This is a genomic window from Microbacterium sp. ZKA21, assembly GCF_050434165.1.
GTDB lineage: Bacteria > Actinomycetota > Actinomycetes > Actinomycetales > Microbacteriaceae > Microbacterium.
Genome location: NZ_JBNPVV010000008.1, coordinates 218,066 through 231,618, shown reverse-complemented (window position 1 = coordinate 231,618; position 13,553 = coordinate 218,066). Strand labels below are relative to the sequence as shown.

General features: G+C 67.6%; 13 protein-coding genes and 1 riboswitch. Of the genes, 7 read left to right on the top strand and 6 right to left on the bottom strand.

Annotated features, from left to right (window positions below):
• Positions 1-92: 92 nt before the first annotated feature.
• From M2317_RS16330 to M2317_RS16320, 3 genes are all read right to left on the bottom strand, one after another.
• Positions 93-275, bottom strand: coding sequence for a helix-turn-helix domain-containing protein (locus M2317_RS16330; RefSeq protein ID WP_429461958.1), 183 nt, complete (start codon positions 273-275; stop codon positions 93-95).
• Between the two features lie 189 nt (positions 276-464).
• Complete coding sequence (locus M2317_RS16325; RefSeq protein ID WP_429461956.1) at positions 465-1,274, bottom strand: restriction endonuclease; 810 nt, start codon at positions 1,272-1,274, stop codon at positions 465-467.
• 725 nt (positions 1,275-1,999) lie between these two features.
• A complete protein-coding gene (locus M2317_RS16320; RefSeq protein WP_429461954.1) occupies positions 2,000-2,317 on the bottom strand; it encodes a winged helix-turn-helix domain-containing protein in 318 nt (105 codons plus the stop codon).
• 478 nt (positions 2,318-2,795) lie between these two features.
• On the opposite strand from M2317_RS16320, the gene M2317_RS16315 reads away from it, so the two are divergent.
• The gene (locus M2317_RS16315) at positions 2,796-3,686 is read left to right on the top strand and encodes an SDR family NAD(P)-dependent oxidoreductase (protein ID WP_429461952.1); all 891 of its coding nucleotides are present in this window, start codon (positions 2,796-2,798) and stop codon (positions 3,684-3,686) included.
• A gap of 24 nt (positions 3,687-3,710) precedes the next feature.
• On the opposite strand, the gene M2317_RS16310 is transcribed toward M2317_RS16315, so the two are convergent.
• Both M2317_RS16310 and M2317_RS16305 read right to left on the bottom strand, forming a co-directional pair.
• Entirely contained in the window at positions 3,711-4,214 is a 504-nt protein-coding gene (locus M2317_RS16310; RefSeq protein WP_429461950.1) for a single-stranded DNA-binding protein, read from the bottom strand.
• A gap of 95 nt (positions 4,215-4,309) precedes the next feature.
• Entirely contained in the window at positions 4,310-4,789 is a 480-nt protein-coding gene (locus tag M2317_RS16305) for a hypothetical protein (protein WP_429461948.1), read from the bottom strand.
• Positions 4,790-4,994: 205 nt separating this feature from the next.
• Positions 4,995-5,111, bottom strand: a riboswitch (SAM riboswitch).
• A gap of 54 nt (positions 5,112-5,165) precedes the next feature.
• Here M2317_RS16305 and M2317_RS16300 point away from each other — a divergent pair.
• The 6 genes from M2317_RS16300 (at position 5,166) to panB (ending at position 12,119) form a co-directional block, all read left to right on the top strand.
• Complete coding sequence (locus tag M2317_RS16300) at positions 5,166-5,531, top strand: cupin domain-containing protein (protein ID WP_429461947.1); 366 nt, start codon at positions 5,166-5,168, stop codon at positions 5,529-5,531.
• A gap of 180 nt (positions 5,532-5,711) precedes the next feature.
• Positions 5,712-8,984 carry a discoidin domain-containing protein gene (locus M2317_RS16295; protein ID WP_429461945.1) on the top strand — a complete coding sequence of 1,091 codons (3,273 nt, stop codon included), beginning with the start codon at positions 5,712-5,714 and terminating at the stop codon, positions 8,982-8,984.
• Between the two features lie 225 nt (positions 8,985-9,209).
• Positions 9,210-10,019, top strand: a complete 810-nt coding sequence (locus M2317_RS16290; protein ID WP_429461943.1) for a DUF2520 domain-containing protein — start codon at positions 9,210-9,212, stop codon at positions 10,017-10,019.
• A complete protein-coding gene (panC, locus tag M2317_RS16285) occupies positions 10,016-10,870 on the top strand; it encodes a pantoate--beta-alanine ligase (protein ID WP_429461942.1) in 855 nt (284 codons plus the stop codon). The genes M2317_RS16290 and panC overlap by 4 nt, the downstream gene beginning before the upstream one ends.
• Entirely contained in the window at positions 10,870-11,253 is a 384-nt protein-coding gene (panD, locus tag M2317_RS16280; RefSeq protein WP_429461940.1) for an aspartate 1-decarboxylase, read from the top strand. The genes panC and panD overlap by 1 nt, the downstream gene beginning before the upstream one ends.
• Positions 11,250-12,119, top strand: a complete 870-nt coding sequence (gene panB / locus M2317_RS16275; RefSeq protein ID WP_429461939.1) for a 3-methyl-2-oxobutanoate hydroxymethyltransferase — start codon at positions 11,250-11,252, stop codon at positions 12,117-12,119. The genes panD and panB overlap by 4 nt, the downstream gene beginning before the upstream one ends.
• A 143-nt stretch (positions 12,120-12,262) precedes the next feature.
• Here the strand turns inward: panB and M2317_RS16270 are convergent, their stop codons facing one another.
• Positions 12,263-13,528, bottom strand: coding sequence for an MFS transporter (locus M2317_RS16270; RefSeq protein ID WP_429461973.1), 1,266 nt, complete (start codon positions 13,526-13,528; stop codon positions 12,263-12,265).
• Between the last annotated feature and the right edge of the window lie 25 nt (positions 13,529-13,553).

Genomic DNA, 13,553 nt, shown 5'->3' with positions numbered 1-13,553 from the left:
TCATCGTGGCTTCATCCACTTCGCTCCTCCTCCGATTTTGGGCAAGTCGATCAGGATACGTCTGGCCGCCGACATTGCGGCGACGAGTACGACTAGTCGGCCGATGCGGCGTCTCCGCGGCGCACCCAGTCGTCGACTTCGCTCGTCTGGAACTTCCAGAGGCGCCCGACCTTGTGGGCTGGCATCCCCTTGTCGGAGATCCAGGCGTAGATCGTGTCCTTGGTCACGCCCAGGTAGTCCGCGATGTCGTCGGCAGACAGCCATGGCTCGGGCATGCGAGCTCCCTCGAAGCAAGTTGAACCGGATCTTTCCGGATATGTCCGAGACTAGCGGGTCGACGCGGCGCGACGTGAGAGCAGCCGGCCGCCGTCGACAGTCGCAAGCCTCGTGATGCTCGGGACACAACGTTGACACCAGGTCCGCACTAGATCCGCGAGTTCAGAGGACGGTCCGACCCGTATCGTCTACGACGCAGTTTCGGTCGGCGTGTGCTCACCGTTGCAGTCTGGTCCGTGTGAGATCTGCTCCATCCCGTCGAGATCGCCTTGATAGCTGATCACGTGGTACTCCGCGCCGCATACGAAACAAGTGCCCGACGACCAATCCATCTCTGATATCTCGTCGCAGCATCTGCACATAACGTGAAGTTGTCCACACGAGTCGCACTGGCCAACAAAGATCCCGTCCACCGGCCCTAACTGGACGTTGCCGTACCAACAGTTGCTGGCTTGGCAGTTGCCGAGCACTGCTTCTTCTACCAGATCAGAGAAGTCCACTGCATGCTCGTCAAGAACGCTCTCGAGAGTGTCGGCGGATACCTGCGAGGGGTCGGCGTATAGCGGGAGATCGGACATATCGCGTAGCGTGATCCGCGGACTTATGCTTCCGGACGCGCGCAGTCTTGCTGGTTCCGTGACGCCGCTTGTGGCATACAGGATGCCGTGGCCACACCCGATGTCGATCAGCTTGCCGACAAACTCATCGATCTTCCCGATGCCGAGCTTTCGCTTGTACTGCTTGCATTCGATCACCACCTCGGCGGGCGCTCCCGCCAATGACTTCCTCGCAATGGCGTCCAGTTGGCGCATCGTTCCGGAGTAATGACCCTTGACGTGTTCGTTGTGCACCACCTCCGCGGCGGGATCGAGATTGGCAATGGTCCTCACGACATCGAGTTCGAACTGACGCCATGCGGGAGTCGTCTTGTCCTCCACGACCGATGCGTCTTCATCGGTCGTGAGGTCAGTAGCTTTCAAGGGCGGCCGATCGTTCACCGGCCCATCATCTCAGCAGTTCTCGTCCCGGGTGCCAGGGCGATATGATCTGCCTGCGCGTAGCAGGTGTGGCGCGTTTTGGTAGCGGCCGGCGCACCCCGCGCTGATGAGCGCGATCCGGCATGTCGCCGGTCTGCTGGGGATGAGTCCGGAGACGTTGCGGCTGTGGCAACCCAGCTACAAGGTAGACGCCGGGGTGAAGCCCGGCGTCATTACCGAAGCGACGGCGAGATCAAGCGCTTGCAAGAGGAGGTCTCGGATTTGCGGAAGGCGAACGAGGCTCCTCAAGGCTGTGAGCGTTTTTCGCGAAGGGGCTCGACCACCCCTCAACGAGATGATCATCAACAAACACCGGATCGTTTCGGGGTCGAGCTCATTTGCCAGGTCCTCCGACCGGCAGTTAGAGGATTCCTCGCCTCCCGCGGCTATGGTGCCGCCGTCGGTCGGGCGCAGTCCGGCGGCGGCTGAAGGACGAGCTGCTCGTTCCGGCGGTGATGCGGTTGCGCGCGGAGAACTATGGCGTCTACGGGCGCCGGAAGATGCCCGCGCTCCTGCGCCGGTAAGGGTGGAAGATCGGTCGCGATCAGATCGAACGCCTCATGCGTATCGACGGGGTCCGCGGGCTCCGGAAGTCGGAGCGGGCGTTAGCACGCGCTTCGATAGGGCGACGGTGTTGCCGAGCGATCTGGTCAACCGGCAGTTCACTACGCCGGTGCCACAATCGACTATCGGCGTGGTTTCCCAATCGAACGATAAAACTCGCGCAACTCATCTTCGGGGCGTAGCGTTCCTGTGGCTGCGGCATAGCCCTGCGCGGTCAGGCTCCATGTTCCGTCAGCGCGGTCGTCGAGAAGCCCCTCGCGGATCATGCGCGCCCGCTCATAGCTCGCTCGATTCCGCCAATTGGGCTCGTGCGGGCGCGTGCGCGGTGGCGTCAGGTCCTCTTCGCTCCAATGAGCTTTCCATGTCCGATTGATGGCGTCGAGCGTATCTGCGCGCGTCATTTCACCGTCTGCTGACTCAGCCAGGGTGAGGAGAATCATCTTTCGCAATCGGTCTTGCGATGTTAGGGACATCCATAACTCCATGCCTGTGATCAATTAATCGTGATCCTAGCCGTGCCCGTTGCGGCCCGTCGTCACGAGCAGTCGGGCGTTATAGGTGGCTTACCGAAGACGGGACGGGTCTCGTCGTTCGGCCATCCGCCAGTGGTCCGAGGCGCGTGATCAGTATTCATATGTGTGTTCATTGCATGGGAAGGGCCCGAACGATCGTGTCGGACGACGCGACTGATCGACTTCCTCGCGCGCGGGTGTCGCGACGGCGGGCGCACACCGGTCCAGCGACGACGAGAAGAAGCCGAAAGGCGCATCTGCACTACTCCTGGTTGTGGGATGGTGCTGCCCCCGAGCGGCGTCTGCGACTACTGCTGACGGCGTGTGCAGCCTTGGACGATGTATCAGGCAGGACTCCGCGCGCTCTTGATCATTGAATGGATCATCTGCGCGCATCGGAGTTGCCATGTCGGGTCGGTGGACGGGCAAACGCGCTCTCGTGACAGGCGCCAGCAACGGCGTCGGACTCGAGATCGCCCGCCGCCTGGCGGAGGAAGGCACACGGTTGATCCTCCCGGTGCGCAGCCGGCTCAGGGGAGACGCCGCAGCCCGCAGCATCCTCGCATCGGTCCCGGATGCCGAGATCGACATCCGGGATCTCGATCTCGCCCGTCCGGAGACCGTGACGGCGCTCGCGATGGCGTTGCGCGCCGAGGGCGAGGCCGTCGATCGCTACGTGATGAACGCCGGCGTCGTACTACTCGGCGATGCCGAGCGTCACCTGACCGAGCAGGGGCTCGAGCTGCATTTCCAGGCCAACTTCCTCGGCCACTACGCGCTGACGCAACTGCTGCTGCCGCTGCTTCGACGCAGCCGTGCACGCATCGCCGTGCAGCTCAGCCTTGCCGCCTCGCACGGGCGACTGGATGACCTGCAGTCCGAGCGCCGGTATCACCCACTGCGTGCCTACGCGGCATCCAAGCGCGTACTCGGGATCTACGCCTATGCGCTCGCGCAGTCCAGCATCGCAGGCATCTGGGGGACGAACGTGCAGCTGTGCCATCCAGGTGTCGCGCCGGGGACGGGGATCGCGGCGGATGCTCGGAAACGGGCGTCCGGCGCCACCAGCCGGCTCGTCGAACGCCTCGGCAGCACGCCGCGGCAGGCGGCGGAGACCGCCCTCGTCGCGCTGGAGTCCGACGCTGTGCCCGGACAGTACTACGTGCCGTCCGCGGTCTTCGAACTGTCGGGTGCGCCGCGCGAGCGCCTGGCGCCCAAGGCGTTCACGAACCCGCGGGAGGCCGACCGGATCCTCGAGACTGCCGAAAACCTGGTGGACGCCGCGCGTTGCGCGTAGCTGCGGCGCGGCCCTCGGATGAAGTCAGAACGGCGTCTCGTCCGCCCCTGACCAGCTCTGCCCGGGTGCGGCCCAGCCCTCCGCCGTGCTCGGGCTCGCCGCGGCGCCGGCCGGTGCCGCCACCGCCGCATCCCGCGCCTGCCCACCGCCGAAGCTCCCGCCCGACCGCTCCCCCCGCGTCACCTGCGCGGTCGCGTACCGCAGCGACGGACCGATCTCGTCGATCTGCAGTTCCATGCTGACGCGGTTGTTGCCCTCGCGGTCCTGATACTCGCGCTGCTGCAGGCGTCCGCTGGCAATCACGCGCATGCCCTTGGTCAGCGAGCCCGTGATGTTCGTCGCGAGATCGCGCCAGGCCGAGCAGCGCATGAAGAGGGCGTCGCCGTCCTTCCACTCGTTCGCCTGACGGTCGAAGCTGCGCGGCGTGCTGGCGATCGTGAAGCTGGCGACCGCGACCCCGCCCTGCGTCTGGCGCAATTCGGGTTCGGCGGTCAGGTTGCCCACGACGGTGATGATCGTCTCGTTCATGTTCTTCACTCCGGTTCCGTATGTTCTTCATCTCGTGTCGAGACTGCCTCGTCGATGAGGGTGAGCTCAGCGTACGCCGTGGGCCCGACATCACGTCAGCGCCGCACGTCGTCCGGACTGAACGTCGGCTTCCCGAGCGCCTCCTGCGCCTGTCGGTACGACTCCGGCGTGAGCCCGGCCCGCTCGAGCTCGGCCGCCCGGGCTGGGTAGCCGAACACGGTCGGCAGCCCGCCAGCCTCGAGCGCCCGAAGCGCTTCGGCCCGCGCCTGCGCACCCGGGCTGACGAACCCGTGTGGCTCGTACTGGAACAGATTCCAGCACCACGCTGCGGCCTGGCCGCGCGTGAACCCGGCCCAGGGCCCGTCTGCGATGAGCACCGAAGCGTCGGGTGCCGACAGCGCTGCGCGCACTCGCTCCCAGCCGTACCGGCGGCGCTCGTCCGCGGCATCCCGGATGCCGAGTCCGACGGTCTCCGCGACCAGATCGAGCTCGGCGACGACGTCGTCGAGCGAGAGGCGCTGCTCACCGGCATCCATCCGGCGGACGAAACCCTGCGGCGTCAGCGAGGCGAGCACGGCTCGGTGCGCATGAGCCGTCGCGCTCTCGCGGCGACGGGGCGGCGAGACCGAGGCGGCGCCACCAGGCGTCGCGGGGCGGTTCCGCGAAGACCGGACGGTTCTCGTCGTTCGGCCATCCGCCTGTGGGGCGAGGGGTGTGGTCGGCGTTCATGGTGTGCTCCTTCCGAGGAAGGGCCCGCGCCACCGCGTCGGACGACGCGGACCCATCGACTTGCCCGAACGCGTTCGCGCCGGACCGGTTCTTCCCCCGGGGCACCCCGCTCGATGGAGGAGGGTTGCCGTGCAGCCGGCCAGGTACCGATGACTGCAGCTCTTGAACCTGAGATGGACTGTAGCAGGACGCCCCGACATCGAACCCGAATACCCTCGAACCATGACCACCGACCCCCGCAACATCGACACCGCCCTCGCCGCGATCACCGAGCACTGGCAGCCGCACCGCCTGACCAGCGTGAACGACTACGACGTCAAGGTGGTCAAGCTTCAGGGCGAGTTCGTCTGGCACACGCACCCGGACACCGACGAGCTGTTCCTGGTGCTCAGCGGCGAGCTGACGATCCAGCTCCGCGACCGCGATGTCGTCCTCGGACCGAACGACGTGTTCGTCGTCCCGAAGGGCGTCGAGCACTGCCCGAAGGCCGACGCCGAGGTGCACGCGCTCCTGTTCGAGCCGCAGGGCACGGTCAATACGGGGGATGCCCGAGGCGACCGCACCTCGCCGCTCCGTGAACTCGGCTGAGGCGCCCAGCGGTGCGTCCGTGATCTTGTATTTACTTCTTTTTCATTACGTGCCGACCTCGGCACACAACTTGTTCACCTGACGTTCCCGATTCCGTCCTGTTGCGTCCCTTCTGTCTGCCTAGCGTCGCTCATGATGCCGAACCCGCGGCTCATGGATAGACATGTGGAAAGAGTGGACATGAAGAGACAGATCGCGGGCGCGTGCGCGCTCGCTGTGGTCGCCGCTGCCGTGGCTGTGCCCACGGCAGCAAGCGCCGCCGACGCCCCGACCGCGCTGACATTCAGCCAGGATGGCGGACGTTTCAGCGAGCCCACGACCGTCGAGCTCAGTGCTCCGGCTGGTGCGGAGATCCGCTACACGCTCGACGGTTCGACCCCGACGTCCGACAGCGCCCTCTACGAGGAACCCCTCACGATCGACGAGACGACGAACGTCGCCGCTGTCGCGATCCAGGACGGCACCGTCTCGCCTGCCGAGATCGAGGGCTACATCATCAAGACGGATGAGAAGCCCCTGCTGTCGTTCTTCGTGCTGAGCGACGTCCACACCTCCACGCTCGACGAGACCAGCCGGGGCATCTGGTCCACACACTTCGACACCCTCGCCGCGATCAACGACGACCCCGACCTGATCATCTCCAACGGAGACCAGATCAACGACAACAACTGGAACACCGCGCCGGACCACCAGGTCGTCAAGACGATCTTCGACGAGAACATCAGCCGGCTCGGTCTCGACGACACCCCGATCCTCATGTCGCACGGCAACCACGACGTCGGCAACGCCGACATGGCCGAGTACTACAGCGACTGGTTCCCCAACGCCGCCGGCGGGTACTACGAGAAGACGATCGACGACAGCACCTTCCTCGTCATCGACACCGAGGCCTACTCCGGCGCGCAGCGCACCTGGCTGCAGCAGCGTCTCGCCGCGCTCGCGGCCGAGGACGGTGCACTCGAGAAGCCGATCTTCGTCGTCGGACACCGCCCCGCCGCCAACACCGTCAACAGCGGCGCCCAGGCATCCAACGCGAACCTGACCCAGGACCTCGCCGCCTACCCGCAGGTCGTCTACTTCTCGGGCCACTCGCACCTGCACCTCAATGACGAGCGCTCGATCTGGCAGGGCGGCTTCACGGCCGTCAACGACGGCTCGATGTCGTACACCGAGACGCCGCACGACGCCTACCAGATCTACGGCAACGCCCTCTGGGACGAGTTCACCATTCCCACCGCGCAGGCGCTGTACGTCGAGGTATACGACGACCGCACCGAGATCGACCGCATCAACTTCGCCGCCGAGCAGGACCGCACGTACAAGAATGGCGTCTGGGGCGATTCCAAGTCCGAGTATCCGTTCGCGAGCGCTGGAACTCTCGCCGGCCCCACCTGGACGGTCCGCCTCGACGGCAGCACACCCGAAGAGGTCCGTGCGAACTTCGACTACACGACGGCGTCCCGTGACACCACGGCCCCGATCTTCGAGGGCACACCGGCGCACACCCTGGTCGATGGCGCCGATGTGCTCCGCGTGCCGGCCGCGACCGACGACCAGACCGTCTACGGCTACGACGTGCGCGTGAAGGATGCCGCGACCGGTGCGCTCGCCCTCCCGATCCGCACCGGAGCCAAGGTGCTCTCCGACTTCCAGGTCGCGCCGCGCCCCAGCATCCTCGAAATCCCGCTCGCCATCCGCAACGGACGCCAGGTCGACGCACCGCTCATCCGTCTGACGGCCGGTACGGATTACGTGGCGGACACCACCGCCGTCGACATGTATGGCAACCGCTCGCAGACGAAGTCCGTCGAGTTCGTCGCCGGAGAGGATGCCGCAGCTCTCCCCGCGCGGCTGAAGCTGTCCGCCTCGGCATCCGAGACGCTCCCGGGTGAAGCGGCCAGGATCAGCACCACCCTGACCAACCAGACGGACGCGAAGATGACGGAGGCGTCCGTCACGCTGAACGCACCGGAGGGCTGGCATGTCTTCGCGACCGGCGCCACGACCGTCAAGAAGCTCGCCGCCGGCGAGGAGCGCGTGATCGAATGGGTCGTCGTGCCCCCTGCCGGAACCGCCGCGGGTTCTTACACCGTGACCGCCGACGCCGCCTTCACCTCGGTCGAGGGCGCCGGGTCGATCACCCGTCGCACGACGCTCACGACCCTTGCCGAGGATGCCGTGCCGCGTTCACGACTGTCGATCGCCGGTGTCTCCAGTGAGGGCGCCGATGCATCCGAAGCAGCCGCCAACGTGATCGACGGCGACCCTGCTTCGCTTTGGCACAGCCAGTACGCCGTCGCGCCGGCGGCGACGTTCCCGCACTGGGTCACGCTCGATCTCGGGTCCGAGCACGTCCTCGACGGGCTGCGCTACCTGCCGCGCCAGACCGGCACGAACGGCAATCTCAAGGGGTACGAGATCCACGTGTCGAACGACAGCGTCGAGTGGGGTGAGCCCGTCGCCACCGGCTCGTTCAGCGCCGGCACCGACGCCAAGCAGGTCGATTTCGCCGAGACTACGGGCCGGTACATCCGCTTGACTGGGCTCAGCGCGCAGAACGGTCTCGGGTTCGGTGCGGCCGCGGAGCTGACGCCGCTCGGTCACCAGGCGGCGCCTCGCCCGGCGGCGAACGTCACCACCGCCACGAAGCAGACCGGCGGACGCGTCCAGCTCATCGTCACGGTGGACAACACGGACAGCGTCCCTGTCTCGGCGAAGGTGCTCACGGCGTTCGGCGTGCACGATTTCGCGGAGGTGCAGCCGGGGGAGACCGTATCGCAGACCTTCCCGACCAAGCAGGAGAGCATCGCTGACGGCGTCACCGTCACCGAACTCAGCGCAGCGGTCGACGGGGACACTGCCACCCGCAGCGTGGTCGCCGCCTACACCGCGCCGGACACGACGCGACCCCAGGTCGCCCTGGCCAGCCCGTCCACGGCCGGACCCGCGTCGAACCTCCAGATCCAGGTCGATGCGACCGACGACGCGGCCCTCGCCCGCATCGTGGCGAACATCTACCAGGACGGCGAACTCATCAAGAGCACGCAGTCCGCAGTGACCGGAACCAGCGCATCGCACATCACCACCGTCGACCTCCCGGACGGCACGTACACGGTGAAGTACAACGCACGGGATGCCGCAGGCAACACATCCAAGACGTCGACGTTCGACGTGACCGTCGACGCGACGGCTCCCAAGGTCACGGTGAAGGAGGGTGCGTCGTTCACGATCGGCGACGAGACCGGATACGAGACCGTGAGCTTCAAGCTCAACGACGCGGGCAGGATCGATCGCGTCGAGCTCAACGGCGTCGCGAAGGACCTGACGAACGACGCGTGGTCCGACCTGAATCACGTGAAGCCGGGCACCTTCGGCGCGGTCGCGGGAGCCAACACGCTGGTCGCCTACGACGTCGCGGGCAACGCCACCACGGTGGAGTTCGTGCTGCGCTGAGTGCCAGGCGGACGACGGAGGCCCTGGGGCGGTGCGCGCGTGCACTGCCGCAGGGCCTCCTTGCGTCCGCGGAATCCAATTGGCAGGGTGAAATGCGATATCCATGTCATATACACAAATGACGTGGGTCATCGACTTGTCTATCTGCTCTCAGATTTGGAACAGATGCCGTCCCGGGCGGATACTCGGGGCGTCCCCGCTCTCCGTTCTCGACCGGAATCCGCCATGCATCCTGCCGCTGCTCTCACGCCGGACGCGATCATCGCCGTCGTCGGCGCGGGCCGTCTCGGCGCCGTCCTCGCACGCGCGCTGCGTGCTGCGGAGTTCGACGTCCGCGGGCCACTCGGGCGCAGGGAGGAGATCCCGCAGAGCGACATCGCCGTCCTGTGCGTCCCGGATGCCGTGATCCCCGAGGCCGCCGCCCGCGTCCGCCCGCACGCACGGCTGGTCGGCCACGTCTCGGGCGCGACGCCGCTGACGGACGTCGACTTCACCATCCACCCGCTGCAGACCTTCACCGGCACCGAGCCGCCCGAGGTCTTCCACGGCATCGGCGCCGCGATCGCCGGGCGCACACCCGTCGCCCGCGAGGCGGCCGAGCATCTCGCCCGCGCCCTCGGCGCGCGCCCGTTCGAGATCGACGAGGTGCATCGGGCGAGCTATCACGCCGCGGCATCCTTCGCGTCGAACTACCTGCTCGCCGTGCTGGATGCCGCAGAGGTCCTCGCTCGGGCCGCTGGCGTCTCGGAACCCCGTGAGCTGCTCGGCCCGCTGGTGCGGCAGAGCGTCGACAACTGGCAGGCCAGGGGAGCGCGTGCGGCGCTGACCGGGCCCATCGTCCGCGGCGACGTCACGACGGTGGAGCGGCAGCGGGATGCCGCAGCACGCGAGAACCTCGGCGTGCTGTTCGACGTGCTCGCGGACTCGACGGGGGAGATCCTGCGTGCGGGCGAAGCATCGGGGGACGGCGTTTCGACTCGGTCGCTGCGCTCCCGCGCTCAACGAGCGGATGGCTCGACGGAGGAGACCCCATGAAGATCCTCCGCACGATCCCCGAGATCCGCGCCGCCGCCGTCGTCGCCGCCCGCACAAGCCACCGGACCGTCGGCCTCGTCCCGACGATGGGAGCCTTCCACGAGGGTCACCTCTCGCTCATGCGCGAGGCTAGGAAGAACAACGACCTCGTCGTCGTCTCGCTCTTCGTCAACCCGACCCAGTTCGCCGCGAACGAGGACCTCAGCACCTACCCGCGCGACGAAGCCCGTGATGCCGCCCTCGCCGAAGCCGAGGGCGTCGACATCCTCTTCGCGCCCGAGCCCGCCGAGATCTATCCCGACGGCTTCGCCACGACCGTCCATGTCGCCGGAATCACTGAGGTGCTGGACGGCGCGAGTCGCGGCATCCATCACTTCGACGGCGTCGCGACCGTCGTCACCAAGCTGTTCGGGATCGTCCGACCTGACGTCGCCTACTTCGGGCAGAAGGATGCCCAGCAGATGCTCGTCGTCCGCCGGGTCGTGCACGATCTGAACCTCGACGTGCGCATCGAATCGTGTCCGATCGTGCGCGAACCGGACGGGCTCGCGATGAGCTCACGCAACGTCTACCTCGACCCGGATGCCCGCGCACAGGCCACTGCGCTCAGTCGCGCGCTCGACGCCGCGCACGCCCGGCACGACGCCGGGGAGCGGGATGCCGCGGCGATCCGCGCCGCGGCCATCGCCGTCCTCGAGGAAGCCGGCATCACCCCGGAGTACCTCGAACTCCGCGACGCCGAGACCCTCGCCCCGGTGGCGACCACCGAACGCGACACCCTGATCGCCGTCGCCGCCCGCGTGGGCGCGGCCCGCCTGATCGACAACCACACCCTGAGGGGCGAGGCCTGATGCGACGCACCATGCTGAAGTCGAAGATCCATCGCGCGACCATCACGGGCAGCGACCTGAACTACGTCGGATCCATCACGATCGATCCCGACCTGCTCGAGGCCGCCGACATCCTGCCGCACGAACAGGTGCACGTCGTCGACGTGAACAACGGCGCCCGCTTCGTCACCTACACGCTGGTCGGCGAGCGCGGATCCGGTGTCGTCCAGGTCAACGGCGCCGCCGCCCGCCTCGTGCACACCGGCGACACGATCATCGTCATCTCCTATGCCGAGTATTCGCGCAAGGATCTCGCGTCGTACGAACCCGTCGTCGTGCACGTCGACCGGTCCAACACGATCGTCCGGGTCGACGATGCCGTCGGCGAGCTGGTGACGGCGTGAGCGCGCACCCCGGCCCGGCGAAGCGCCTGACACTGAACGACCTGGCTGCCGCGAAGGATGCCGGGACGCCCATCGTCATGGTCACCGCCTACGACTTCCCGAGCGCGCAGATCGTCGAGGCCGCCGGAGTCGACGTCGTCCTCGTGGGCGACTCCGCCGCGATGACCGTCCTCGGCTACGACAGCACCGTCCCGGTCACGGTCGACGAGATGCTCATGCTCACCCGCGCTGTTCGCCGAGGCCTGGATCGTCCGCTGCTCGTCGGCGACCTGCCGTTCGGTTCGTACGAGGCATCGGATGCCGAGGCCATCTCCACGGCGCGGCGCTTCGTCAAGGAGGCCGGCGTCGATCTCGTGAAGATCGAGCGCGGCGGGACATCGGTCGATCGCGCCCGCGCGCTGGTATCGGCGGGCATCCCGGTCGTCGGGCACGTCGGGCTCACACCCCAGACCGCCGCGTCTCTCGGCGGCTATCGCGCGCAGGGCCGGTCGGCCGACGCAGCGCTGGCCGTCATCGAGGACGCCCTCGCGCTGCAGGATGCCGGATGCTCGATGCTCGTCGTCGAAGCCGTGCCTGCCGAGGTTACCGCCGCGCTCATGCCTCGGATGGACATCCCGGTCATCGGCATCGGGGCCGGGGCGGCTGCCGACGGACAGGTGCTGGTGTTCCACGATCTGCTCGGCATCCACCGGGGAGCGGCAGCGCGCTTCGTGCGTCGGTATGCCGACCTGCGCGACTCTGCGCTCGAAGGTGTCGCGGCGTATGCCGACGAGGTGCGCAGCGGTGCCTATCCCGCGCCCGAGCACACGTACGCGATGGCGGCCGGCGAGGCTGAGCGGCTCGCGGAGCTGCTCGCGGCGCGCTGACCCATCCCGTCGGGCGGCGGCCGGGTCCGCGGCATCCCGTCGGGCGGAGTTATCCCGCGGGTCGGGTGCTGTCGCGGCATCCGGTCCGACGGGGGGGGGGGGATTTCTCCGACGCAGTGGTGCGGGCGCCGTGGCCCGCACCATCACTCGGCCCGGCGGACCCGCAGCACGAGCGCGACGAGCGCGAGCACGATGACGACCGCGCCGTAGCCAACGCAGACCGCGCCGAGTCCGAACACTCCGACGAGCAGGCCGGCGACGACTGCGGGAACGCCGAACGCGAGGTACGCGAGCAGATAGATCACAGCGAAGGTGTCTGCGCGGTCGGCGGACGGGATGCGCGGGGCGAGCGAGCCGACGACGCCCGAGAACGCGGTGCCGAACCCCATGCCGGTGATGCCGGCCGCGACGAGATAGAAGGCGAGCGATCCGCTGCCGAGCGCGACGAGCGAGAGCGCGGTTCCGGTGGCCAGCGCCGTCGTGCCGAAGATCGTCACCGTGCGTGCCGATCGCCGGCGCAGCACGAATGCCGCGACCGCGCCGACGCCCGCGAGCAGCGCGACGACGAGGCCCTGCCAGACGTGCGCGGTGCCGCCGAGCTCGCCGCCCACGACGTTCGCTCCCAGGGAGAGGAAGAATCCGCCGGTCGCCCATCCCGCGATCACGGCCGGCGCGTTGCGCCAGAAGTCGGCGCGGATGCTCGGGGGAAGGGAGATCCGGAAGCTCAGCGACGCCCACGCCCCCGGCCGGCGCGGTGCGGTCTCGGGCAGGAAGAACAGGAGCACCGCGATCGCGACGAAGATCACGGTGAGCGCGGCGAACACATCGGCGAGCGCATCGCGGGTGAGGTCGAGCAGGATGCCGGAGGCGAGAGCGCCGACGGCCAGGCCGATGCCGGGGCTGAGCGCATTCCACAGCGCCGCGGTCTCGGTGCGGCCGGCGGGGGCGAAATCCAGCACGGTCGCCGACAATGCCGAGAGCAGCAGGCCGCTCGCGATGCCCTGGACGATACGCGCGACGACGAGAATCGCCACCGCATCCGCGTGCCAGAACAGCAGTGTGCTGACGGCGAGCAGCGCGAACCCGACGATCGCGACGGGGCGGCGTCCGATGTGGTCGGACAGAGATCCGGTCGTGAGCAGTGTCAGCAGCAGAGCGATCGCATACACGGCGAAGACCGCGCTGATCACGGAGGCGTTGAATCCGATCTGCTGCGCCAGCACAGGGTAGAACGGCGACGGTGCGCTCGCGGCCACCGTCATCAGGATCTGGGCGGTGACCGCGAGGGCGAATCCGAAGCGTCCGCGCGACAGTACGGGGAGGGCGGACGCCGTGCGCTGGGGCACGACGATCGAGTCGGTGGCGGACAAGGCGGCTCCTTGACGATGTGCGCGTGAACGTTCGAAAATCCTCGAACAATCGAAGCGTAGTCGA